Consider the following 23,211-nt stretch of genomic DNA (forward strand, 5'->3'; position numbering starts at 1 on the left):
GGTGAGAGAGGATTCGAACCTCCGACCCACTGGTCCCAAACCAGTTGCGCTACCGGACTGCGCTACTCACCGAATGTGTGACGCATATTACTGCTGATAAAATTAAGCGTCAATACTTTAGATGTGAAATAACCATAAAAAGACGTGGGATAACAATAAAACTTCGCAGTTTCCATGAGATGTTTTATTAAGTTTTCCAACTCTTTTCTTTATGGATTTATCTTGTGTCTTCGCGGTTAACAATGCGTTTAATTGTATTACATGTCTGGTGGCGCGAAGGCGGTGCAGGGAAGCCCGTGATGTGGTATGCAGCATCAGGATGTTCAATTGACTCCGCCAAGCCGCGTTATTCAGCAATCGGCTACGCAGCGCAGATAATCTACTCGGTGAATAAAGATTGCAGTTTTGCACCGTTGCAGGCCGCAGTGAAGTTTTGCATTGCAATGTCAGTGTCTTTTTTCGGTGTCTTACGCGTTTTCTTTAAGAAGGCATGTAAAACAATGATGTCTTTATTTTTATCGCGCATAAATAATATACGCGCTGATTCTTTTCCACTGTCAACGCGTAATTTGTAAATGGTACCTTTATATCCCCAAATCTTTGGATTTAATATTTTCAAACTATTACAGGTATAAATATCATTGAGCGCTTGGTAGGCTCTGAATTTCTTTTCAATCGCGGATGTCAGCTTGGTGGAGATGTGCTGCATAAAATCGCACAACGAACTTGAGGTTGGCGTATTTTCGTTGTTATTCGCCGCAAGACAAAAGATCTGCATAAGCCTATTCGCTCTTTAAAATCGGTCGTTGAGGGGAGCGCGAGAGTGACTCAGGGTACTTTACATCAACGTTATTCAGATAACCGCCATGGGCCATGGATACATGGATAGTAGCATTGGGTTACGCGTGAGCTTAGAGCTAATGTGTGATGGGCTGTGTCAGTGAATGGGTGAACTGCAATGAATACAGCCCCAAGTGGGGCTGTATGAGGCTGATTTTATCGGGTTTGCGTATAGGCGTTATCAGCTATGCGGGCGCGTGGTCATGATGCTGGCACGATCGCCGAGGCGTAAAAACAGCGCATGCAGATGCGGACAACGTTTCGGCCAGTGGACATCGATTTCACGAAACAGCAGATAATCCAGCAAACAGACTATCGCGATGTCTGCCAAATTCAGCTGTGGCAAATTGCAAAATTGCTGATTGGCAGCCGCTTGCTCGAGGAAATTCAACCCACGACTGATTTTCAGGCGCTGTTTATCCATAAAGGCCACCGATTGCTCCGCTGCCGGACGTTGCAACTCCATCACAATCAAAATGGCGGCATCAGTGACCCCATCGGCAGCGGCTTCCAGTTGTCGCACTTGCAGGCTATGCAACGGATTGGCCGGTAAAAACGCCGGTTCGGGATACGTCAGCTCAACGTATTCGGCCAGTAACGGCGAGTCAAACCAGCAACCGCCTTCGTTGGGTAGCAGTACCGGAATTTTCCCCAGCGGGTTGTAATCCGGTACGCGACTTTCCGGTTTGCCAGGTGGATCGTTTACAAAGTCAAAGGCTACCCCTTTTTCTTGGAGCAAGATGGCAATCTTACGAGCAAACGGGCTGGTATGGCTTCCAATCAGTTTCATAGGCATGTCCTTGCGCAAGTTTTCACCTATCTTGTCACTCACCTGCGGGAAATACCAGCGGATTTAGTGTGCTACGTAGCAAGCTTTTTTCTTCCAGCTGAGCATCCAAAAACAGACTCGCCAGATCGTCGGCGACGGCTTCCACCTGCGGATCTTTTTCCTGATACAACAGCTTGATGTAACTACCGCAATCTCCACAGCTTTCGGCTTTCACCGCTGCCTGTTCACTGTCGAGTGACCAGTAATCCAGCTTACCGGTTTGCTCACAATTACTGCATTTGACTCGCACCACATGCCATTCGGATTCACACAGTGCGCAGTGCAGATAACGTAGTCCGGCGTGTGTCCCCAGATGCACGACGCCACAGACCGGAACACAGCCACACACCGGACAATGCTGACGAGCCTCACCGTAATCGGCTTGTGCTTGGCCTAGACTGCTGAGCGCGGCGGCGCACTGGGCGCGATACACCCCGAGTGCGGCCCAGATAAAGGGCGCTTTATCGCTGCCGACCACGTTGAAGTCATACTCCAGCAGGGCGGATGCTAAGGTATCTAGCTCACCGGCTGAGGTTTTAGCCAGATTTTCCAGTACGCTGCGCACCGGTTCATCGGCTTGCGGCAATAACTCGGCAATGATGGCATGCAGCAATTGCTGCCAATGGCGATGGGGGTTGCTTTCATCACGCGGGTCAAGATCAGCGCCCAGTCGTGGCAAATGGGCCAGCGGTGCGCGGCGTGCGTTGGCGCGCGCAGGCGAAATTAACAAGTTGTCAGTCGCCGCAGCTTGCTGCGCCGCGAGAGCATGCGCCAGTTGCTGACGTTCGCCCTCTGGTAGCGGATGGTCATGCTGGGCATGGTGCTGCGCATTGGCCAGTGTGGCCGCAAAGCGCAGATAATCCCCAAAGGGGTGTTTCACCGCCAGTGCGCTAAGACGCTCGGCACGGCGGCGGTACAGATGAGCGGGGGCGGAGAAAAGCAACGGTGGGATCTGGCCCACCGTTGAGGTTTTACCGCGCTCCGTACTCAGTTCTTCCTGAGAAAGGATGCGAATTGTCATGAAAAACAGAGTCCTGTTATGTCATCAATTATGTCAGAGAATGGGTGACTGACATGCAGCGCCATATGCCTCAAGAGGCATCACGGCGCGTATCTTGTCCGGCTTGCTTTTGTTTCCATTCACGGAACCAGCGTGGATGGTGCTTTTTGGCCCAAGCCACGCTCACCCAGCCTTCCACCATCGCGGTCAATGTCCCTTTTACCCACAATGCCGCATAAACGTGGATAATGATCACCAGCATCAGTCCCACCGCCGCCAGTGAATGCACCAGCAACGCCAGACGGATCAGCGGGATAGGGAACGACGGCGCAAAGTAAGGCCGCCAGATCACAATGCCACTGGCCAGCAATAACACCAGACTGCCGACAGCCAGCCAGAATACACACTTCTGTCCGAAGTTGTAGCGGCCGGTGTCACCCACTTCCTGATTCATCGCAATACGATGAATGTTTTTCGCCCAGCGCAAATCCTCTTTATTGATGAGGTTATGCCGCCAGTAGCGGAAAAACATCAGGCTAAATGCCACAAACATAAACACACCGATAAACGGGTGCATGATGCGAGCCAGTTGTGGGGTGCCAAAGATAGACATCAACCAGTTAAAGGACGGGAACAGCAAGCCCAATCCACTGATTGCCGCCAACACAAAGCAGAAGGCCACTACCCAGTGGTTGATCCGCTCCGGCGCGCTGTAGCGCAAAATGGTGCGCGGCTCACTCATAGCTTGTCCTCCTTGTGCTCGCTAGACGGTGTCTCCGCTTTTTTAAGGCTTTCGGAGGTGCTGTCATGGGCCTGATCCTGCGATGGTTGCTGCAGGTCGTGCTCAGCTTCGTCCTCTTCTTTCTTGCTGACGCGGTTAGGGCCTACGCCAACATAGTGGAAGATACTGGCAGCAAATGCCGCCGCAAAGCCGATCGCGGCCAACGGTTTCCATACCCCTTTCCAGAACTTCACCGCCTCACTGACTTGCGGATTTTCCGGCAAGCCGTGATACAGCGTCGGCTGGTCAGCATGGTGCAGCACATACATCACGTGGGTTCCGCCTACACCTTGCGGATCGTACAATCCAGCATTGGCATAACCACGCGATTTGAGCTCGGCCACGCGCTGGGCCGCCAGCTCTTGCATCTCGGCTTTGCTGCCAAAGTGAATCGCGCCGGTCGGGCAGGTTTTCACACACGCGGGCTCTTGGCCGACTTTAACCCTGTCGACACACAAGGTGCATTTGTAGACGCGGTTATCTTCCTTATTCATGCGCGGAATATTGAACGGACAGCCGGCAATGCAGTAGCCGCAGCCAATGCATTGCTCAGACTGAAAGTCCACTATGCCGTTAGCATACTGGATGATTGCCCCTTCCGATGGGCACGCCTTGAGGCAGCCCGGATCGGCGCAGTGCATGCAGCCGTCTTTACGGATCAGCCACTCCAGTTTGCCGTTTTGCTCAGTTTCGGAAAAACGCATCACCGTCCACGATTTGGCACTCAAATCGGCAGGGTTATCGTACACCCCGACGTTACTGCCGATTTCATCGCGGATGTCGTTCCACTCGGAACATGCCACCTGACAGGCTTTACAGCCGATACAAGTGGAGACATCAATCAGCTTCGCCACTTCCTGCTGGTTATCACGCACCTGCGGCGGTGGCGTGAGAGAGCTGGTGGCGGAGCGCCGGATAATGTCTTGAGATTGCAATGACATAAGACTCCTCCGTTACACCTTTTCTACGTTAACCAGAAATGCTTTGAACTCCGGCGTCTGGGTATTGGCATCCCCGACAAACGGCGTCAGGGTGTTAGCCAAAAAGCCTTTCTTGGCGACCCCTTCAAAGCCCCAGTGGATTGGAATACCGATGGTATCCACCTCTTGGCCGTTGACCTGCAAGGTGCGAATACGCTTGGTCACCACCGCCTTGGCCTTGATATAGCCGCGGTTGGAGCTGACTTTCACTGTATCCCCGTGTTGAATGCCTTTTTTCGCAGCCAGCGTTTCACCAATTTCGATGAACTGCTCAGGCTGGATGATGGCATTCAAACGCGCATGCTTGGTCCAGTAGTGGAAGTGTTCGGTGAGGCGATAGGTCGTGGCCACGAATGGGAACTCCTTGGCACTGCCCATGGCCGCTAAATCGTCTTTGAACACCCGAGCCGCTGGGTTTGACACCACATTCGGGTGCAGCGGGTTGGTGCCGAGTGGCGTTTCAAACGGCTCATAGTGCTCAGGGAACGGGCCTTCAGCCATTTTATCCAGCGCAAACAGACGGCCTAAGCCTTCCGGTTGCATGATAAATGGCCCGACACCGCTGTCCGGTGCGGCGGTGGAGTAGTCGGCGATATCAATACCGATCCACTTACCGTCATTCCAGCTGATCAGCTTACGCTTCGGATCCCACGGTTTCCCAGCCGGGTCGGCGGAGGCACGGTTATACAGGATGCGGCGGTTCAGCGGCCATGCCCACGCCCAGCCGAGAGTGTTACCGAGCCCTGACGGATCGGCATTATCGCGCCGCGCCATCTGGTTACCTTCTGGCGTCCAGCTACCGGCAAAGATCCAGCAACCGCTACTGGTGCTGCCGTCATCGCGCAATTGAGCGAAGCTGGAAAGCTGTTGGCCTTTTTTCACGATCACGTTGCCATCGGCATCGCGCAGGTCGGCCAGTGCTTTGCCGTTGTTCTCCATCGCCACTTCTTCGGCTTGCGGATTATGCGGCTGCAGGTAATTCCAGCTCATGTTCAGCACTTGCTCCGGCAATGCGCCACCTTCGTTGGCGTACAGCTCACGCAAGGTGCTGAAAAGACCGGCTAAGATCTCTCCATCGCCCAGCGCTTCGCCCGGAGCATCGGCGCCTTTCCAGTGCCACTGTAACCAGCGACCCGAGTTGACGATTGAACCATTTTCTTCGGCAAAGCAGGTTGATGGCAGGCGGAACACTTCGGTTTGAATATCCGCCGGATTGACGTCATTAAACTCACCGTGGTTTTGCCAAAAATTAGCGGTTTCGGTGTTTAACGGATCAATGATCACCAGATATTTCAGCTTCGACAGTGAGGCCACCACTTTGTTTTTATTCGGGAACGAGGCCACTGGGTTAAAGCCTTGGCACAGATAGCCGTTGACCTTACCTTGCGACATCATCTCGAAATACTGCAGTACGTCGTAGCCTTTATCCCACTTCGGCAGCCAGTCATAGCCCCAGCTGTTTTCCGGTTGGGCTTTATCGCCATAGAAGCTCTTCATCAGGCTGACGAAGAATTTCGGATAGTTACCCCAATAGTTCACCTGACCTTCGAGCAGTGGTTTCGGGGTCATGGCGGTGAGGTAGGTCTGCAGATCTGGCTGCTTTTCTGACGGCAGGGTTAAGTAACCCGGCAGGCTTTGCGACAGCAAGCCTAAGTCAGTCAAACCTTGAATGTTGGAGTGACCACGCAGCGCGTTAATGCCGCCACCGGCCATCCCCATGTTACCCAGCAGCAGCTGGATCATCGCCATGGTACGGATGTTCTGCGCACCGATAGAGTGCTGAGTCCACCCGAGGGCGTACAGGAATGAGGCGGTTTTGTCTTTGGCGCTGGTTTCGGCAATCAGTTGGCAGACGGTGAGGAAATCCTCTTTCGGCGTACCGCACAGATTGCTGACGACTTCAGGCGTGTAGCGGCTGACGTGCTGCTTGAGCAGATTCCAGACGCACTGCGGATCTTGCAGGGAAGGATCGCGCTTGGCAAAGCCGTTCTCATCCAACTGGTAGGCCCACGTGGATTTGTCGTATTTGCGTTTTTCTGCGTCATAGCCGGTGAACAGGCCATCTTCAAAGCCAAAGTCAGGACGTACCAGCAAGCTGGCGTTGGTATAGGCGTTGACATATTCCTGATTGATCTTGTGGTTGTTCATCAGGTACAAAATCACGCCGGACAGGAACGCAATGTCGGTTCCCGAGCGGATCGGGGTATAGAAATCGGCCACCGACGCTGTACGGGTAAAACGCGGGTCGATCACAATAATTTTGGCATTATTGTGGATCTTGGCTTCCATCGCCCAGCGGAATCCCACCGGATGCGCTTCTGCCGCATTACCGCCCATCACCACGATCAGGTTGGCGTTTTTGATATCTACCCAGTGGTTGGTCATCGCACCGCGACCAAATGTTGGAGCAAGACTTGCTACCGTTGGTCCGTGTCAGACACGTGCTTGGTTGTCGACGGCTAACATGCCGAGCGCACGACTAAACTTCTGGGTTAAATAACCGGTTTCATTACTGGCGGCCGAGGCACATAACATGCCCGTGGTTAGCCAGCGGTTGACCGTAACGCCATCGGCGTTGGTCGGGATAAAGTTGGCATCGCGGTCAGCCTTCATCAGGCGCGCAATGCGGGTAAAGGCGTCATCCCAGCTGATCCGCTGCCATTTATCCGAGCCCGGCGCGCGGTACTCTGGATACTGCAGGCGGCTTTCACTGTGAATGAAATCGACCAAGCCAGCCCCTTTCGGGCACAGTGCCCCACGGTTGACTGGATGATCCGGATCCCCTTCGATATGGAAAATGGTCTCTTTGGCGTTTTTGGCGCCATCCCCGAGGCTATACATCAGTAAGCCACATCCCACCGAACAGTAGGTACAGGTATTACGGGTTTCGCGCGCCCGCAGCAGTTTGTACTGCCGCGTTTCCGCGAGGGCTACATCGGGAGCAAACCCGAGTGCCGCAACCGTAGTACCCGCCATACCGCCAGCGCAGATCTTGAAGAATTGTCTTCTGCTGACTCGCACGGGATTCTCCTTGCGGTTGTAATCAAGCAATGGTTATAGGGTCGTTTTTAGTTTGCGTTTTCAGAGGGATAGGTTGGGGAAACACCTTCGTGTCGCAGATGAAGTGATGTTGCGGCAACGTATCCCTGTCGCGTCCGCGCTGCGAGCGATATCAGGTCATCTCCTGACGACAGCGCGGTACGTTGCAATAATACCACAATGTTTGCGCGGGTGTTAAATCTGCGCACAAGCTATTGGGGTGGCGTGAAAATAGCGTGTGGTTCTGGTCGGAAAATCCACCCTTTTTCTATTGCTCTGTGCAGATAATGCAGTGGTGAGCGGTAATATCATCGGTGATGAATATCACGCTTTGATGTGGCTTGATGGTAAAGGCTTGCAAAATAGTTTGCACTGGTCACAGACCATCGGCTATCGCAGGCGTAAGCTTATCCACTCCGATTAATCACATAATAATTACGATTACTATAATGAAATTAAAAGCAGTGGCAGGGTTATTCCTGTTAGCCTCCTCTTACTCTGTTCTTGCCGCGGATGGCGATATTCGTGAAGTCAGTATTTTGGGCACCTCTGATCTGCACGGGCATTTTGTGCCGTGGGACTATGCGGCTGATCAGGCCAATTTGGCGGGCAGCCTAAGTCAAATTGCGACCAAAATTAATGAAATACGTCAGAGTCTACCGAGTGTTATTTTGGTGGATGCTGGCGATACCATTCAGGGCAATTTTGTCGAAACGTTCAAGAATGAGCCTGTTTCACCCATGATGTTGGGTTTTAATGCCCTTAATTACGATGTGTGGGTATTAGGAAACCATGAATTTGATTTTGGTTTACCGGTATTAAAAACCTCGCTCGATCAATTCAAAGGCCAATCGCTGGGTGGCAATATCAAGCGCGCTGATGGCAATCCATTTTTACCGGCCTATACCATTATTGAGCGACAAGGCGTAAAAATTGGCGTTATTGGCATGGATACCCCTATGACGGCGCATTTTGCTGAAGGCAGTGACCGTCTGGGCGGCGTGACATTTACCAATCCTACGCAAGAAGTCCGCAAGACCATCGCTAAGATTAAAGACCAAGTGGATGCGATTGTGCTGGTGGCACACATGGGGCTGGATAATGAAAATGATATTGCCGATACCAGTGTGACCGATATTGCCAAAGGGAATCCAGAATTAGCCGCAATTGTTGCCGGACATATGCATGTCCGGGTTGATAAAGCGGTGGTTAATGGCGTGATCATTACCGAACCGGATAAATATGGTCGTGCGTTGTCGCGCATTGATCTGAAATTTGAAGAGAAAAACGGCAAATATACGCTGATCGATAAAGACAGTTATACCTACAAGATTAAAGATCTGGCATCAGACAAATCGTTGGAAAGCCTGTATGCGCCGTATCATAAAAAATTACGGGAAAATGCCAATCGTGTGGTCGCACAACTTTCCGGTAGTGATTTGGTACCTAAAGATGAAGTAAAAGGGATCCCACAAGTACAAGTTCAAGACTCAGGGATCAGTGCCTTATTCCAAGAAGCGGCATTTTATTATGCGCCGAAAGCCAATGTGATTGCCTTGGGGATTGATAACGATAAAGCACGCTTAGATGTGGGGCCGATTAAAGCCAAAGACATTGCCTATAACTATCAATATGCCGGCGGTGAAATTACGGTATACCAGATGACCGGCGCCGATCTGAAAGCGTATATGGAATGGGTCGCCGATTATTTTAATCCGGTGCAAGACGGTGATGTGACATATAGCTTTAATCCAGCGCGTCGTTCATCAAAATACTCCACCAATGACTTTTTCGCTGGCGTGACCTATACCATCGATTTGCGTCAACCGGTCGGACAGCGGATCACCAATCTGAAGCTGGCGGATGGCGCTGTGGTGCAGCCAGATACTGAAATTTGCTTGGGGATGAATAGCTATCGCATGGGGCATCTGACTAAAAAAGGTGGTCCATTGCAGGGTAAATCCTTCCCAGTGATTTTTGATACCGAATCGGCATTTGGTGAAGAGCAAGGCACGATCCGTAATTTGACTATTCGCTATCTGGAAGAGGTCAAGCAGGGCCAGTATCAAGGAAAACCGCAGCAACGCTGGTCATTGCAAGGTTTATCTGGTTATGAACGCGAGCGGGCAATTGTGCGCGATATGCTCAACCGCGGTGAAATTCAGGTGCCATCACTGGAAAACGGGCGTTATACCAATACGGCATCGATTAATGTGAAGCCTTATTTGTTTGCCGATGCAACAGCAAAAGCGGCCGCGCTGAAGCAACTGGACTCCCAGCTCAAATCCGCTAAAAATGAGGGAGATAAGCAAGCCGTTCAACAACAAATCTTGCTGATCAATGCGTTGAATTAAACTGAGCCGTTAGCCGCTAAGTATCTGGTTTGCGGCGGTTGACGGTACAAATGTGAATCACATTACCGTGTGCGCGTATTTTCGCGCCTAATGTGTGTAATGAATAATGCCATATCCTGAGTAATCGGTGATATGGCGTTTTATTTTAACCTCCAATGCTTAGCATCATGACCGGCTAGCTTTGGAATGACCGCTTTATCTTCAGCTCTCAGAGGGTGAACGTCTGTATGCCAACCCCCATAAAATGGACTGCTCGCAGCAATAAAATTGTGGTGTATACCGGTACGTTGAAAAATATGCAGCGTTATACCGGTACTGCGGAATTGTTCGAAAAAGGCATCCTCTTTGGCCGTGGCGAATGTCTTGATGGTACGCGTATTGGGCCGTGGCAGTTTTTTCACCCCTGCGGCGCATTACGCTCTGAGGTAACCTTTGATTCACAAGGGCGTGAAGAGGGCGTGGAGCGCTATTTCTATCCCGATGGCCGTTTACAATCGATTGGTCAATATCGCGCTGGCCAGCCTGTTGGCGACTGGATGGAGTATGGCCAACAAGGCGGATTGACCTCGTGCAGTGAATACAGTGACAGCGGAGAGCGTCTGTGTATGTATGACTATGTGGTAGAAGATAGCCCACACCTGCGCCGCTATATGCTCTTTGCTGCCAATAAAATGGTCTTGGAGTGTTGGTATCACCCAGATGGCTCGTTATGGCAGCAATCGCGCTATGAAAATGGACAAGAAATCTCCCGCTGGCGGCCCGATTATCGCTGCTAGTCATTTGTTGTGAACTTACGCATATGCATTTGATTGCGCTCAAGTCTCAGCAGGTTACACTGTGACACTCGCTACGTTGTAATCATTATGGATGATGTATGCCTGTATCCTCGCGTTTACTGGGGGCGTGTTTCGCCGCTTCCCGTTCAATGACCTTCAATCGCCGCACGCTATGGCGCGTTTTGCTCATGAGTGCCGGTCTGTCTGCCTCTGCGAGTGGATGGGTGTCCTCGGTATGGGCGTCGGAATCTTCCAACGTCATCCGTTTGGAAGATGTGCTGACCGAAGAAGGCTTGGCTGCGCTTCGGCAAGAGCAGGCGTTAGCCAAAGAAAAGGCCGCGACCAAGACGGCGTCGAAATCATTGGTTCCGATTCAGTCACAAGGGCCTGAGCATGCCGTTAAGCTGTCGGCTAATGGCCAGAGCCTGTTACTGCGCACCATCCCTCCGGTTACGGGTGAGACTGCGAATGCGCTGGCCGCATCGGGCGAATCTGCACCAGAACAGACTCAGTCTGCTGCTTCTGCCGGCATGGAAGAGTCTGGTATAGAAGATCTGAATGCCATGCTAGATGAGCTGTTGCCGACGGCATGGCGCTATGGTGATAAGCTCAGTGCATTCCACGGTGGACGGTGGCAGCAGTCAAATCGCAGTATCCCACTGACAGGCTTTACCTATGCCAATCTGAATCAGATCTTTTTTTCACAAAACGGACAAGTACTGGCGTTAACGGCAGGTTCGCACGGCTCATTGGATGCACTGCGGATGAATGCCGAAGGGCATCGCCAAAAACTGATCCCCGATGACATGGCGCGCTTTTCGGCAGTCACCGCCATGGATGCCACGGGTGCCACCATTGGGGGCTGGTTGTTAGCCAAATCAGCCACCGCGGTACCACAAGGCTTTATTTGGCATCAAGAGCGCGGCTTAACCGTCTTGCCTCCCGAGCACGTTTTGCCGCAGGCGATCTCGGCTGATGGTACTGAGGTGATCGTGGATGCCTACGTGGCCGATCGGGCGTTATTGCATCGGCATCACCAATTCGGCCAATTACCGGCTGATTTGCCCGGCAGCCAAGGCGGTGGGGCCTTTGCCATCAGCCAAGATGGGAAAAAGGCCGCCGGTTATACTTATGGCAAATCAGACTATGTCCGCGGTTGGATCTGGGATGCAACGCACGGCTACCATCCTGCTGCGCGGGCGTTGTATATCAGTAACGCCGATACGGAAAATCCTGAAAAATGGCAGGCATTTGGCGATCAATTGACCCGTTTGGCCGGCTTGAGTGAGACTGACCAACACTCACAACTCAAGACGCGTTTACTGCGCCGTGATGCTGCTGGTCAGACTGAAACCGTTGCCGATGACGGCTGGTTCTTGGGCTATGGGTCCTTATCGAAAGCCCTAATCTGGCAGGCGTGGAGTGAAGAGCAAGGGCCAATCGCCATGCTCAGCCGTACTGGGCAAACCGTAGTACCGGTGCCTAAACCGGACGGCGTTAAACCACAAGATCTGGTCATAATCGAATTATCCTCTGATGGACAATCGCTGCTAAGCGGTAATACCGAGCGGCAGATAGTCACGCGCGGTAAATGGCAAATCGCCATTCCGGATGAAGTGATCGGCCATACGTTGGTGATGTCGGCAGACGGGCGCATTCTGGCAGGCACCTATCCAGATGAGCAGTGGAGCAACCCCGATCATATTTTTTGGCTAGATCTGGATAGCGGCAAACGGCGCTACTTTGCCTCCTGTAGTGCGGCTAGCGGCGTTCGGCAGAACGTGATGCTCAATGAGAAGGGCGATGAGCTGATTGTTACCGATGAAGACGGCGGCTATTGCCGCTACCACATCGGCACTAACATAATCGGCGCTAACATAAAGGATGCACAATAATGGTTCGGCTAGGATGGCGCGAATTATGCGCGATAGTTATTGGTGTCAGTGTGAGTGTGTCGGTTCAGGCTAAAACGCAATCGAATTCTTGTGCTTGGCTCACAGGGGAGTATCAGATTATGTGGCCCAATGCCGAACCGCAGCCGATGCGCATCAGTGTGCATGACACACAAGACGTGCAAGTCGAAATGGCGGTCGCGCCAGATGTGTGGATTAAGCAGCCGCTGGAGTCTATGCGCAACCAAGATGGCATGCTACCGCCTTGCGCGCCGATGGTGATTGATTATGGGTTATTCTCAACCACCCGTCAGTTGTCATGGTTTTTAAATGAAAACCCGGGTGAGGCGTGGGTCTTTGTAACGGAGGGTAAACCTATCCCCGTGCGCAAACTTACCGGTGTTGGTGCATACCAGGCACAAAAAGCGGAGCACTAAGCCCTGCATTCAACCGTGGGCTCAATGCAGCAAATCGCCTGCATGTAAGTCAGGTGCATTAAGCAGAATGCCTAAACTTTTAGTTCTTAGTGACAGCGGCCCATGTGATTAGGCCGTTGATACGTGCTCGATCAGCACTACCGTCATATCATCTTCTGGCGTGCCACCGTGCAGATGATCAAACCACTGTGCGATCGCCCGCGCGGCTTGCTCAATTGGTTGCGAGAGCGTGGCTAAGAGTAGCTGTTCGAGTTCATGGTGATACAGTTGCGCACGAGTTTGGCTGCGCGATTCCAATAAACCGTCGGTGTACAGCATCAGCCGTTCACCGGCGGCGAGCGTCAGCTCCAGCTTGCTATAACGTGTATCTTCCGCAATGCCAGCCAACATGCCGGTGATCGGCAATATCTCTACTTTGTCAGGTTGAATTAGCCAAGGTCGCGGATGACCGGCACAGGCCAGAGAAACACTCTGCTCACCCAGTTCTGCGGCAATGCAGGTGGTTAACGCACCGCTCAGTAGGCTGTCATTGAGCATGCTTTGTGACAGGCTATTAAGCAAAATATCCACGCCTTCATTTTTATACAGCCCGCAAATCAGACCGCGAAAATAACCGGCATGGGCATAGGCAAAGAATTTGGCCTGTTCCCCGTGCCCCATAATATCGCCAAGTAGCAGCAACGAGTGATTGTGCAGCAGATAATCGCCACCGCCCGCTGAGGCTACCCGACTTTCTACCGCCAAGCGGTAACTTCCGATTTGGCTGGGTAGAGACGGGCGTAAGCCAGCAGTCACCTTCGGGTCTAACCGTTGGCTGATGCGGTTTTTCAGGTGCAAACTGCGTTGTAATACTCGCGAGACAATATCCAGCAGCGCCGCTTTTTTTACCGGTTTAACCAGATAGTCATCCACCCCGAGTCGCGCGGCGGTTTGCCGAACATGGCCGCTGTCATCACCGGTAATAAACACAAACGGCAAAATATCAGTTTCTAGCTGACCAGAAAGATTTTTGCGCAGACTCAGGCCGTCCATGCCTTGCATAGCAATGTCTGAGAGGATCAAGTCCACTTGATTACCGAGAATATAGGGGATGGCATCTTCGGCGGCAGAAAAGGGCACGCAGGTGTATTCATGCTCCAAATAACTTAGGATCAAACGCCGGATCACGGGGTCATCATCCACCACCACAATCACCGGTTTTTTCTGGGCACAAAATGGTGCCGCGACCACCAGTAAGTTGAGCCCGTCTGCGGTATGTTGATAATCCACCCGCGCAAACAAGGTGCGGATCACGGCAATACCGTAACCGCTTTCACTGAGTTCGTCGGGAAGCGCACTCGGTTCGGTGTGTGCTTGGGTTGCACCACCATCATCTTCAAAATGTAAACTCCACCCCTCGGGCGTGAGGCAGAGGGTCAGCAGGATATAGCTGGCCGCCGGTGTCGCGTGTTTGACGATGTTGGTGCCTAATTCCGATACCGCCAGCAGCCAGTGTTGATTCTCCTGTACTGCTACATTATGGCGACTCAACACGGCATTCACATGCGAACGTAACTCACGGATCGCAGCCAGTGTCGCCGGTTTTTTAAATGTCCACTCATGCGGTTTCATAGCAGAACCTATATGCGCAGGGAAAGGAGATGGGATTTACTGAGTCGGCGACGCAAACGTGCCATCAACCCCGGTGCATAGCTTTCTAGCCGGTATGTTTCGCGGATCAGCTCATCGGACAGCGGTGGATTAAAACAATCATTGGCGATATAACCCAAAATATGGGTTTCCGTGTGATGCAGTTTTTTCAGGGCACTTTTTACATCCGACTCTTGCGTGCGCGAGAACAAGACACAGAGCAAGGTGGCATCACAGCAGGAGCAGATGATCTCGCTGGGCAGATATTTGGTTTCATCACTGGTGACCGGTGGAACATCCACAATGATCAGGTCATACAGTTCACGCTGAGTTTGCAAAAAGGCGATAAAGTTTTTGCGCTGCCAGATATCACTCAGTGCGGTGTGTACGACGGTACTGGCACAGGAAAAATAGGCGGAGATCCGGAAAATATCGGGGAAATTTTTGCTAATTATCCCCGGATACAGGCTAGGCAGGATTGGCGAGCTGGTGTTGAGCTCTAGCAGCAAGACATTCAACCCCGCTTGCTCACCACGTTGTGCCAAGGCCAGTGCGGTACTGGACACGCCTTCTTGATGTACCGATGACGTAATAGCCAGCGAGCGAATACCTTTGGCCTGTGTACGGTCAAACAGGATATCGATCTCTTTGTGGTATTCGCTGGTATTCATGGCGCGCTCCTCAGATCTTGATCAGTAAGGTCACAACCGAGAGCATGGTAAAGACATCGCGCATGCCATCCATAAATATCGACCAATTACTGTCTTTAGTGTCCGGTATATACACCGTATCGCCGGCACGCAGGATTGGCAGACGGCTGTAATCAGGCTGCTGCATAAAGCTCAGGAGATCGAAGGTACGCGCCTGATCGTTTTTGCCGCTTTCTGATAAGTTGGCGACGATAATTTTTTGCACATAGGCTGAGCTGGTGGGGCCGCCAGCTTCTGCGAGCAGGTCAAGCAGGGTCATGCTTTCATTAAAGCGATAGCGCCCCGGTTTACCGATCGCTCCCATGATGCGCACGGTTGACTCTTTGCTGGTATCGAGCCAGAGCCGATCTTTTTCCGGGATATAAATCGAGTCGCCGGTGACCACTTTTGGCAGCAGGCTCTCATCGCCGGTTTCAAAGTACACCGAGAGATCCAGTTTACTGACGTTGGCGGTGTTGCCGTTACGGTGCACGATACGGATATTGCGCAGGTCTGCTTTATCGGTGGGGCCATCGGCGGCGGCCAGAATATCTAAAAAACCCATCTCGGAGGTAAAGGCGTAGCGACCGGGAGCGCCGACTTGTCCCATGATATAAATTGAGTTTTCTGGCGCTTGTTGCACCCATTGCGATTTATTGTCTTTCGGGTCGTTAGGCAGTTGCGGCACCGTAATGGTGTAACCTGCGCGAATGGTCGGTATTTGGCTCAGATTACCGCCGTTTTTCAGGAAATTATTCAGATCAAAAAACAGCGGCTTAGCTTGCCCGTTACCGGCAGTGGTCAGGATCTGGATTTTCGAGGTGTCTGCTTTGTCAGACGGACCACCGGCATTGGCCAATAAATCCAGCAACGACATTTCATCTGACCACTCATAACGGCCGGGCTTATTGACTTGCCCGATCACCATAACCGCATGACTTGGTGCGACCTTGAGCCACGATTTTTCATTAATATCGGTTTTTTCTGGAATAAAAATAGCATCACCGGGGTTAATTGGCGGTAAGGCGCGCTTAGTGAGCCCTTCGGTATAGCCTTGTAAATCGAACGGCTCGATGCTGCCATTGGCACGAATGATGCGAATTTGACGACTTTCCGAATAGCGCGTAGGGCCACCGGCGTTAGCCAAAATATCCATAAAAGAATCACCCGGACGGCTTTCATAGGCCCCCGGTTTGGCTACTTCTCCCATGATATAAACGGTTCTGGCGCCTTTTTTAATCTGCTCTTCATCCTTGGGGATAAAAATGGTACTGCCGGGGCTTAAGGTCGGCAGAAAACTCTTATCGCCAGTATCGAGAAACTTTTTCAGGTCAAACAAGGTGGGTTGGTTATCGCTAATTACTCGGATACGCTCTACGCCCGCATAGCGTGTCACGCCGCCTGCGCGCATCAGCATATCAATGACGCTGTCACCGGATTTTAAGCTGTAGGCCCCCGGGGTATTGACCTCACCAAATACTTTTACTGCTCGCTGGGCATCGGCGGCATCGCCACTTTTGGACAGCGTTGCGGCGTCAAAATCAATCTGAACATTACCGGTTAACGGTGAAGCGGGCACAAAAACGGTATCCAGTGTCTGCAGTGCCGGCATGCTGCTGCTATCACCGGTATCCAGATAGTGTTTGTAGTCAAACGCTAATTTCTGGTTATTACGCTGCACCTGAATATTACTCAGCTGGGCTCCCGGCACCAATCCACCGGCAGATTCCACGGCTAACTGCACATTGGCGTCTTCCGGCAGCTGATAATTGCCCGGTTTGCGCACATATCCCATGACATTAATCAGCAATAAACGCTCTTTGATACTGACACTAAAACCAGAGAGATCTTTGTAGACCGATTTTAAACGTTGCCGAATTTTGTCACTGGCTTGTGGCAAGGTGAGATTGAGTAGGTTGACTTCGCCTACTTCGGGTAAACGCACATTACCCGTGCGGGTAATTTGAAAGGGATTTTCAAATGCACTTTCACCGGGCAAATTAATAAAAATGAGATCGCCCGGCCGCAATTTAATGTTGTCATCGACAGGTTGCGCATACAGCGCAAAAGAGAAAAACAGGGCAATAATCCCGATGCCCGTGAGTTTTAATGTCCGCAGCCACAACATGCCACTCTCCTTGTATGGCGCAAAATTACAGCAATGACCACTTACTGAGTGTATATCCCGCTGATTTTCCGCATCCTGTTTTTTGTTGTAATTGGTTCAGATCACTGGTGGTTTGTTGGATATTTTTATCCAGTCGGTCAATGTTATATAAGGTATCGTACCACAGGCGGGCATGCAGCTCGCGATGGATTAATATACTCTGTTGGTCCAATTGCATCAGCCGACCGGGCATGCATTGCTGCAATTGCGGTCGAATTACATGGAGTTTATTTTCGACCTCTTTGTTATAGGCAATAATTTTCTCGATATTGTGACGGTTATCCGGAGAATCATAGGGTGAAGGTAATTGTGTCGGCCGCCGTTCAGCCATCCCGCCAACGCCGTGGGGAGGCCACTGGGAACATCCGGTGGCCAGTAACAAAAAAAACAGCGCTAACCCACGACATTGATAGTATTTCATTTGGCGTTCCTGCAAAACAGCGCATTAAAGTGTTGTGGAACGAATGGATATAATTATTAATTATAAATAAAATTTTAATTATTCATTATTGGCCATAATAAACTCCTTCAACGAGCTGTAGCAGTGTAAGGTGTTATCGATATGCAGCAGTTTAAGCAATTCTCGTGGCTGACCGTTATCACAAATCAGTGCCAGATCATAATTTTTAGCTTTCAATCGCTTATATAAAAACACCAGCGCGCCAATGCCGGATGAATCAATAAAATGCACCTCGCTCAGATCTGCCAACACACTGCTTTCTCGCACGGCTAGCGTTTCAAATACATCACGATGTTCGCTGACAAACAGCGCATCCAGCTCGCCGGTCAGCGTAACCACTTGCCAGTTATTAAGGGTATACATCATCGGTTTCATGGTGTTGTCCTGCCTTGTTATTGTCCGCGTTTCCCGACCATGACTTTCAGGGTGCGCCACACAATATTGAGATCCAGTTTGATCCATTTCCACGGGCTGGTGAGGGCCAGTGAATACGCGAGGTCATAAGCCAGCTTGCTTCTTACATCATCCAGTGTTTCATCGTATCCCTGACTGACTTGTGCCAAACCGGTAATGCCGGGAGCGATGCCGTAGGTTCTTTCCACATAAAAGGGAATGGCGGCTTCCAATTTATGGCAAAACTGTGGACGTTCGGGGCGGGGGCCAATTAAGGACATGTCCCCTTGCAGCACATTGATAAATTGTGGCAATTCATCTAATCGGGTTTTACGCAAGAAATTGCCCACTCGGGTGACACGTGGATCATTTTTCGTTGCCCACACGGCGCCGGTCTTGGTTTCCGCATCCTGACGCATAGAGCGGAACTTGATCATGTAAAAAAATTCGATGTAATCCGGATAAATGCGCCCGACCCGTTGCTGGCGGAAGAACACCGGCCCCGGACTTTCCCATTTGATGGCTAAGGCAATCAGCGGCCACAGCGGTAATGTCAGGATGATTCCGGTCAGTGCACCAAGAATGTCCATGGCGCGTTTGGCTTGTGCTGTGACAGGATGAATATAGTGTCCCATCATTTTTCTCCCTGTTCGCCGGCACGAGACCAGCGGCCTTTTTCTTTCCCGGCCAGATAACGACAGGCTCCGATCAAGTTATACCAATGACCATTCACCAAATACTGCACTTTTTTGACAATTGAAGGCCATGCATAGCGAGGTGTCATGTTAACCATAATAATAGTCAGATAGCCGCAAAGTTGTGCAATCAGTAGCAATAAAAAAAACAGCGAGTGCGGCGCGCGTAGCAGTGAAATCACAAATACGCCCACCAAGCAAAACGGCATCAAGACTCGTAGCCCTTTGCCGGAGAAAAAATTGAATGCATCCCAGCGATAACGTGGGTTGAGTAGGTGACGCAAGCGCCATAGCTGTTGGGTATTGCCCGCCGCAATCCGCCGCCGACGGCGCGATTCTAATGCGCTATCACTGGTTTCCAACTCGAGTGAAAGACAGCGCGGCTCGTACACGGCGCGATAGCCTTTGCTGATCGCCAGCATAGGCAGGATAAAGTCATCGTTAATGGTATCGGGCGGCAGAGGCTCTAAACATTCGCGGCGGATAAAATAACAAGCGCCGTGCATGCCGAGTACCGAGCCTAAGGCTGATTCCGAGAGTTTGATTTGGGTTTGGTACTGCCAATAGTGGGATTCGCCCTGTGAACCGGCATTTAAAATACGATAACCCGGCCCTACGACCCCAATATCCGGTTGTTGGAAATGCACGGCAGCGGTTAACAAGGTATCGACGGGCAATAAAGCGGATACATCGCTGAAAGCGACAATCGGTGTTTGAACGCGCTGAATTGCCTCGTTAATCACCGCAATTTTACCGCGGTTGGTACTAAACGCACGGATGGTCAGCGGCAACCAGCGACACTCGGGCTCGGCGTGCGCTAAGCGGGCTAAATCTGCGGTATTGTCGGTGCAGCCGTCGCACAGGATCTCCACAATAAAGTGCGCTGAAGGGTAGTCTTGCGACGCCAGATTGCGGATCTTATCGGCGATACTGGCCGCTTCGTTGTAGGCCGGAATGATCAGGGTGATATCCGGTAAATCGCTATCTTCGGCTTGTTCGCGATATTGGCGTTGCGGAATATCAGGTGCAGGCGAGTGCTTGCGGCGGCTGAGTTTTTTCAGCAGCAACGGATAGAGCAAATGATGATAGACAATCAAAAAGGCCAGCAGGGCAAACAGTACATCAGCTATTATGCTCCACATAGGCGTGCTCCTGACGTATCACTAATTTGGTATAGGCGCAGATAGTGTGCCGCCATGCTCGCTAAGCTGGCATGGCGTTCAACAAACTGGCGCGGCGCAGTGCTCGCAGGCTGACTGACACAGCGTTGTAAGGCCGCTGCCAGCGCTGGGATGTCACCGTAAGGCACCAGTTGACCGGTAGATGGCTCGGTGCATTCTCGGCAGCCACCGACATCGGTCAGTACCACCGGAACGTTGCAGGCCTGTGCCTCTAAGGGCGACAGGGGTAACCCTTCGGCTTGTGAGGCCAGACAAAAGCCATCAAGCGCGTGGTAAAAGGCGGTCATGTCACTGAGCAAGCCGGCAAAGTGCACCCGATCGTGCAACCCCAACGCGGCTGCTTGCTGACGCAAGGCGGCATCGAGTGAACCGGTGCCCGCGAGTACCAGATGTAACGATGGGCACTGTGTGAGTGATTGGCTGAGTGCTTGTAGCAAATTGCTGTGTCCTTTCACTGCCTCTAGCCGCGCGGCGCAGCCTATCAGTGGGACATCAAGAGGTAATTGTAGCGCCTGCCGGGCAGCTATTCGGCGGTGATGGTCGGCTGGGGTAAAGCGCGTAGTATCAATTCCGTTGAGAATTACCTCGGGCTGACAACCCGGTAGATACTGGCGCATGGCAGACGCGACTTGCTCTGAATCAGCCACCAAATGAGGGTGGCCGAGTTGACATAACAGCGCGGCCAGTTTGCGCCGTTTTGGGTTTTCCAGATGCCATGCATCATGTTCGGTATGTACTAAGCAAGGTACTTTCGCCAAACGCCCAGCCAATGCGCCATACAGTAAAGGGCCAATGTGATGGGTATGTACAACATCCGGCTTGTGCTGGCGCAACAAACGATATAAGCGAGCCAGTAAGCTCGGTTGCAAACCGGGCTGTTTGTCTAAAAAGATCAGCTCGTGTTGAAATTCGGTCAGCCGTGGCCAATGTGCGCTGGCACTGGCGTAATTGCCTTCGAGACTTATCAGCAGGCTGTCATGCTGTTCCCGAAATGTTCGATGCAATTCAAGCGCCAGTGTTTCAATGCCCCCCGGCGCGAGATGCTGAACTATCTGGATGATTCTGCTCCGGCCGGTTGGCATAGTGAGCGATCTCCTTGTTGTAAGGAATTCGTATTAATACTGGCGCTCCTATCAGCATAGTCAGCTTGTCGCTACGCTGCACGGTACTGTCGGTAATTTCTGCGATGACGGCAAAACCTATCCCAATACCCAGTCCGGCCACGATCCCGGCCAAAATAAAGACAATCAATGGCGGCGTACTCGGGGAGGTCGGGATGAATGGCGGATCGATGACTTTAACCCGATCGCCTTTTTCAAATTGCCCGAGAGCGCCGGTGACCTGCGCTTTTTTATAGCGAGTCAGCAGATCCTGATACAGCTCGCGTTGCACCTGTAAGTTACGCTCAAGCTCTGACATCTGGCGCTCAACATCACCAAAGCTGCCTACACTCTCTTCTGATTCGCGGATCAGCTTATTGATACTGTTCACCTCTTCTTGCAACGCTTTGACGTTGGTGGCGGCTTTTTGCAGCTCTTTGAGTTGGGAGTCGAGCAAGGTGTCATTCTTGTTGTTGCCGTTGCTTTGTTCTCGGTTGCTGTTTTGCGATAAGTTCAGCAGTTGGTTTAAGTCGGTACTGTCTATTTTGGGGATGGCGTTCATCTGCGCTTGGCGCTCATCTTCGAGTTGGTGCAGGCGATACAGCGCGGCTTGAATTTTGCTGTGTGAATCGGTGTAACGAGTACGCAATAAGGCAATTTCATTGGTGGTATTGACGATTTGCTGCTCCAGATTGGCGATCACCGGATTGACTTGTGAGATTCCCGTTTGTAGCGCCGCCAGTGCCGCTTTGGCACCGGCCAGTTGGGTGCGTTTTTCCTCTTCTTTATCTTTTAACGCATGCAGGCGATTCACGTTGGCGCTGTACAAATCCGGCAGCTCCGCGGATTGGCTTCGTTTAAAGTCGGCCAGATTTTTCTCGGCCTTGTTTAGCTCTATCTCTTGCTTAGTGATTTGCTCTTTGAGGAATTTTTCCGAGCCGCTGATGGAGGATTGCTCAGGAGCCAGAACGTTTTCCAAAAAGCGTTCGCTGATGGCTTGTAAGATCACCGCGCTGTCTTGCGGTTGCTGGGTTTTGAACGTTAATTGCACCAGATCGCTACCGACCAAACTTAAGGTCACGGCGGCAGAAAGTTGATTAATTTTGCTGTCATATTCGCTTTGTGGCGCATCTTTGGGCAGTAATTTCGCATCCTCGATGACGCGCTGTAACACATACCGGCTGTGTAGCAGGCTATCGAGCGCCGCGAAGCGATCTTTAAGGTTGGTGGATACCGAGAGGTCTTCCAAAAACGGATTCAGTTTGGCGGTTTCTTGAATCAGCAATGTGGTGTGCGAATGGTATTGTTTGGGCGTGAACAAGCCTATCAGTGTTGCCAGTATGGGCATCAGCAATAAGGGAATCGCAATCAGATAACGCCGCCGCCATGCGCCATTAAAAATCAGGCACAAAGAGACGGAGAGATTGTCATTCACGGCCCACCTCGATATTTAGGCTATCCGGCTCGGCATCAGGCTTGTATTGCAGGCTGACATCAATGGCCCGAGCGGCCAGCATTTTTTCAATATATTTGAGCCGCTGGTGGGCGATACGCGCACTTTGCAGTGGATCGCCGGCGCTATTACCAACCGAAACGGTAATGGCCGACGGATCTTGCTGGGCTAAAAATTGATGCAGCTGTTTTTCGGTGTCAGTGGGCAGCGCAATTTCATTTTGTGGATAGTGGCCGGAAAAGGCCGGACGATAGGCTTGCTGCCCAACACGCAGCGCTTCGAGTTGAGCCAAAGTGACTTTGCCGCCCGATGTGCTGGTGCTGGCGGCGCAGCCTGTCAGACACAGCAGTAACATCAAGCTTGCGGTTTGCGTCAGGCGGTTCATACGGTTTCACTGTCCTTGCGATAAGTCGGCTGAATTCGCTCATGGCTAAACGCGGTGATGCCGTTTGGCGCGAGTGATCTGTACGTTAAGCATCATCCCTGCGTGTAGTGCATTTTTGTAGTACATAGTTT

Annotated in this window: 21 protein-coding genes; 5 read left to right on the forward strand and 16 right to left on the reverse strand. The window is 51.6% G+C overall.

What is annotated here, in order from left to right; genetic code table 11:
* Nucleotides 1-379: 379 nt before the first annotated feature.
* The 6 genes from L975_RS04925 to fdnG form a co-directional block, all read right to left on the reverse strand.
* Complete coding sequence (locus L975_RS04925) at nucleotides 380-778, reverse strand: type II toxin-antitoxin system RelE/ParE family toxin (protein ID WP_047707491.1); 399 nt, start codon at nucleotides 776-778, stop codon at nucleotides 380-382.
* 243 nt (nucleotides 779-1,021) lie between these two features.
* Nucleotides 1,022-1,630, reverse strand: a complete 609-nt coding sequence (locus L975_RS04930) for a glutathione S-transferase (protein ID WP_052181281.1) — start codon at nucleotides 1,628-1,630, stop codon at nucleotides 1,022-1,024.
* Nucleotides 1,631-1,664: 34 nt separating this feature from the next.
* Nucleotides 1,665-2,690, reverse strand: coding sequence for a formate dehydrogenase accessory protein FdhE (gene fdhE, locus L975_RS04935; protein ID WP_047707493.1), 1,026 nt, complete (start codon nucleotides 2,688-2,690; stop codon nucleotides 1,665-1,667).
* Between the two features lie 70 nt (nucleotides 2,691-2,760).
* Nucleotides 2,761-3,411 carry a formate dehydrogenase cytochrome b556 subunit gene (gene fdoI / locus L975_RS04940; protein ID WP_047707495.1) on the reverse strand — a complete coding sequence of 217 codons (651 nt, stop codon included), beginning with the start codon at nucleotides 3,409-3,411 and terminating at the stop codon, nucleotides 2,761-2,763.
* Nucleotides 3,408-4,391 (reverse strand): formate dehydrogenase subunit beta, encoded by a 984-nt coding sequence (gene fdxH / locus L975_RS04945; RefSeq protein WP_047707497.1) that lies wholly within the window; start codon nucleotides 4,389-4,391, stop codon nucleotides 3,408-3,410. Before fdxH ends, fdoI begins: the two co-directional genes overlap by 4 nt.
* 12 nt (nucleotides 4,392-4,403) lie before the next feature.
* Nucleotides 4,404-7,451, reverse strand: coding sequence for a formate dehydrogenase-N subunit alpha (gene fdnG, locus L975_RS04950; protein ID WP_081995606.1), 3,048 nt, complete (start codon nucleotides 7,449-7,451; stop codon nucleotides 4,404-4,406).
* A gap of 256 nt (nucleotides 7,452-7,707) precedes the next feature.
* On the opposite strand from fdnG, the gene L975_RS18070 reads away from it, so the two are divergent.
* The 5 genes from L975_RS18070 to L975_RS04975 all read left to right on the forward strand — a co-directional run bounded on the left by L975_RS18070 (nucleotide 7,708) and on the right by L975_RS04975 (nucleotide 12,928).
* A complete protein-coding gene (locus tag L975_RS18070; protein ID WP_147279526.1) occupies nucleotides 7,708-7,893 on the forward strand; it encodes a hypothetical protein in 186 nt (61 codons plus the stop codon).
* A 25-nt stretch (nucleotides 7,894-7,918) separates the two neighbouring features.
* Nucleotides 7,919-9,823, forward strand: a complete 1,905-nt coding sequence (locus L975_RS04960) for a bifunctional UDP-sugar hydrolase/5'-nucleotidase (protein WP_047707501.1) — start codon at nucleotides 7,919-7,921, stop codon at nucleotides 9,821-9,823.
* A 227-nt stretch (nucleotides 9,824-10,050) separates the two neighbouring features.
* Entirely contained in the window at nucleotides 10,051-10,599 is a 549-nt protein-coding gene (locus tag L975_RS04965; protein ID WP_156121100.1) for a toxin-antitoxin system YwqK family antitoxin, read from the forward strand.
* Nucleotides 10,600-10,697: 98 nt separating this feature from the next.
* Complete coding sequence (locus L975_RS04970) at nucleotides 10,698-12,494, forward strand: hypothetical protein (protein ID WP_047707504.1); 1,797 nt, start codon at nucleotides 10,698-10,700, stop codon at nucleotides 12,492-12,494.
* A gap of 119 nt (nucleotides 12,495-12,613) precedes the next feature.
* Nucleotides 12,614-12,928 carry a hypothetical protein gene (locus tag L975_RS04975; RefSeq protein ID WP_039044988.1) on the forward strand — a complete coding sequence of 105 codons (315 nt, stop codon included), beginning with the start codon at nucleotides 12,614-12,616 and terminating at the stop codon, nucleotides 12,926-12,928.
* A gap of 108 nt (nucleotides 12,929-13,036) precedes the next feature.
* Here the strand turns inward: L975_RS04975 and L975_RS04980 are convergent, their stop codons facing one another.
* The 10 genes from L975_RS04980 to L975_RS05025 all read right to left on the reverse strand — a co-directional run bounded on the left by L975_RS04980 (nucleotide 13,037) and on the right by L975_RS05025 (nucleotide 23,080).
* A complete protein-coding gene (locus L975_RS04980) occupies nucleotides 13,037-14,539 on the reverse strand; it encodes a SpoIIE family protein phosphatase (RefSeq protein ID WP_047707505.1) in 1,503 nt (500 codons plus the stop codon).
* A gap of 8 nt (nucleotides 14,540-14,547) precedes the next feature.
* Entirely contained in the window at nucleotides 14,548-15,228 is a 681-nt protein-coding gene (locus L975_RS04985; RefSeq protein WP_047707507.1) for a hypothetical protein, read from the reverse strand.
* A 10-nt stretch (nucleotides 15,229-15,238) separates the two neighbouring features.
* The gene (locus L975_RS04990; RefSeq protein WP_039044991.1) at nucleotides 15,239-17,374 is read right to left on the reverse strand and encodes an SLBB domain-containing protein; all 2,136 of its coding nucleotides are present in this window, start codon (nucleotides 17,372-17,374) and stop codon (nucleotides 15,239-15,241) included.
* Nucleotides 17,375-17,399: 25 nt separating this feature from the next.
* On the reverse strand, nucleotides 17,400-17,834 hold the full coding sequence (locus L975_RS04995; protein ID WP_010863113.1) for a hypothetical protein: 435 nt from the start codon (nucleotides 17,832-17,834) through the stop codon (nucleotides 17,400-17,402).
* A 78-nt stretch (nucleotides 17,835-17,912) separates the two neighbouring features.
* Nucleotides 17,913-18,248 (reverse strand): STAS domain-containing protein, encoded by a 336-nt coding sequence (locus L975_RS05000; protein WP_010863114.1) that lies wholly within the window; start codon nucleotides 18,246-18,248, stop codon nucleotides 17,913-17,915.
* A gap of 17 nt (nucleotides 18,249-18,265) precedes the next feature.
* Nucleotides 18,266-18,904: a sugar transferase gene (locus L975_RS05005; protein WP_207542358.1), complete on the reverse strand. Its 639-nt coding sequence runs from the start codon at nucleotides 18,902-18,904 to the stop codon at nucleotides 18,266-18,268.
* Nucleotides 18,901-20,103 (reverse strand): glycosyltransferase family 2 protein, encoded by a 1,203-nt coding sequence (locus L975_RS05010; protein ID WP_047707509.1) that lies wholly within the window; start codon nucleotides 20,101-20,103, stop codon nucleotides 18,901-18,903. The genes L975_RS05005 and L975_RS05010 overlap by 4 nt, the downstream gene beginning before the upstream one ends.
* A complete protein-coding gene (locus L975_RS05015; RefSeq protein ID WP_047707510.1) occupies nucleotides 20,091-21,224 on the reverse strand; it encodes a glycosyltransferase in 1,134 nt (377 codons plus the stop codon). The genes L975_RS05010 and L975_RS05015 overlap by 13 nt, the downstream gene beginning before the upstream one ends.
* Nucleotides 21,163-22,677, reverse strand: a complete 1,515-nt coding sequence (locus L975_RS05020; RefSeq protein ID WP_052181282.1) for a GNVR domain-containing protein — start codon at nucleotides 22,675-22,677, stop codon at nucleotides 21,163-21,165. Before L975_RS05020 ends, L975_RS05015 begins: the two co-directional genes overlap by 62 nt.
* On the reverse strand, nucleotides 22,670-23,080 hold the full coding sequence (locus L975_RS05025; protein WP_052181283.1) for a hypothetical protein: 411 nt from the start codon (nucleotides 23,078-23,080) through the stop codon (nucleotides 22,670-22,672). The genes L975_RS05020 and L975_RS05025 overlap by 8 nt, the downstream gene beginning before the upstream one ends.
* Between the last annotated feature and the right edge of the window lie 131 nt (nucleotides 23,081-23,211).

The organism is Plesiomonas sp. ZOR0011 (genome assembly GCF_000800945.1).
GTDB lineage: Bacteria > Pseudomonadota > Gammaproteobacteria > Enterobacterales > CAMTGL01 > Plesiomonas > Plesiomonas shigelloides.

Excerpts from the sequence above, each read along its gene's own strand:
- fdxH (WP_047707497.1), bottom strand. The coding sequence starts at position 4,391 with ATGTCATTGCAATCTCAAGACATTATCCGGCGCTCCGCCACCAGCTCT.
- L975_RS04960 (WP_047707501.1), top strand. The coding sequence starts at position 7,919 with ATGAAATTAAAAGCAGTGGCAGGGTTATTCCTGTTAGCCTCCTCTTAC.
- L975_RS05025 (WP_052181283.1), bottom strand. The coding sequence starts at position 23,080 with ATGAACCGCCTGACGCAAACCGCAAGCTTGATGTTACTGCTGTGTCTG.
- L975_RS04990 (WP_039044991.1), bottom strand. The coding sequence starts at position 17,374 with ATGTTGTGGCTGCGGACATTAAAACTCACGGGCATCGGGATTATTGCC.
- L975_RS04995 (WP_010863113.1), bottom strand. The coding sequence starts at position 17,834 with ATGAAATACTATCAATGTCGTGGGTTAGCGCTGTTTTTTTTGTTACTG.
- L975_RS04965 (WP_156121100.1), top strand. The coding sequence starts at position 10,051 with ATGCCAACCCCCATAAAATGGACTGCTCGCAGCAATAAAATTGTGGTG.
- L975_RS05000 (WP_010863114.1), bottom strand. The coding sequence starts at position 18,248 with ATGAAACCGATGATGTATACCCTTAATAACTGGCAAGTGGTTACGCTG.
- L975_RS04975 (WP_039044988.1), top strand. The coding sequence starts at position 12,614 with ATGTGGCCCAATGCCGAACCGCAGCCGATGCGCATCAGTGTGCATGAC.
- L975_RS05010 (WP_047707509.1), bottom strand. The coding sequence starts at position 20,103 with ATGTGGAGCATAATAGCTGATGTACTGTTTGCCCTGCTGGCCTTTTTG.
- L975_RS05005 (WP_207542358.1), bottom strand. The coding sequence starts at position 18,904 with ATGATGGGACACTATATTCATCCTGTCACAGCACAAGCCAAACGCGCC.
- fdhE (WP_047707493.1), bottom strand. The coding sequence starts at position 2,690 with ATGACAATTCGCATCCTTTCTCAGGAAGAACTGAGTACGGAGCGCGGT.
- L975_RS04970 (WP_047707504.1), top strand. The coding sequence starts at position 10,698 with ATGCCTGTATCCTCGCGTTTACTGGGGGCGTGTTTCGCCGCTTCCCGT.
- L975_RS04930 (WP_052181281.1), bottom strand. The coding sequence starts at position 1,630 with ATGAAACTGATTGGAAGCCATACCAGCCCGTTTGCTCGTAAGATTGCC.
- fdoI (WP_047707495.1), bottom strand. The coding sequence starts at position 3,411 with ATGAGTGAGCCGCGCACCATTTTGCGCTACAGCGCGCCGGAGCGGATC.
- L975_RS04980 (WP_047707505.1), bottom strand. The coding sequence starts at position 14,539 with ATGAAACCGCATGAGTGGACATTTAAAAAACCGGCGACACTGGCTGCG.
- L975_RS04925 (WP_047707491.1), bottom strand. The coding sequence starts at position 778 with ATGCAGATCTTTTGTCTTGCGGCGAATAACAACGAAAATACGCCAACC.
- L975_RS05015 (WP_047707510.1), bottom strand. The coding sequence starts at position 21,224 with ATGCCAACCGGCCGGAGCAGAATCATCCAGATAGTTCAGCATCTCGCG.
- L975_RS04985 (WP_047707507.1), bottom strand. The coding sequence starts at position 15,228 with ATGAATACCAGCGAATACCACAAAGAGATCGATATCCTGTTTGACCGT.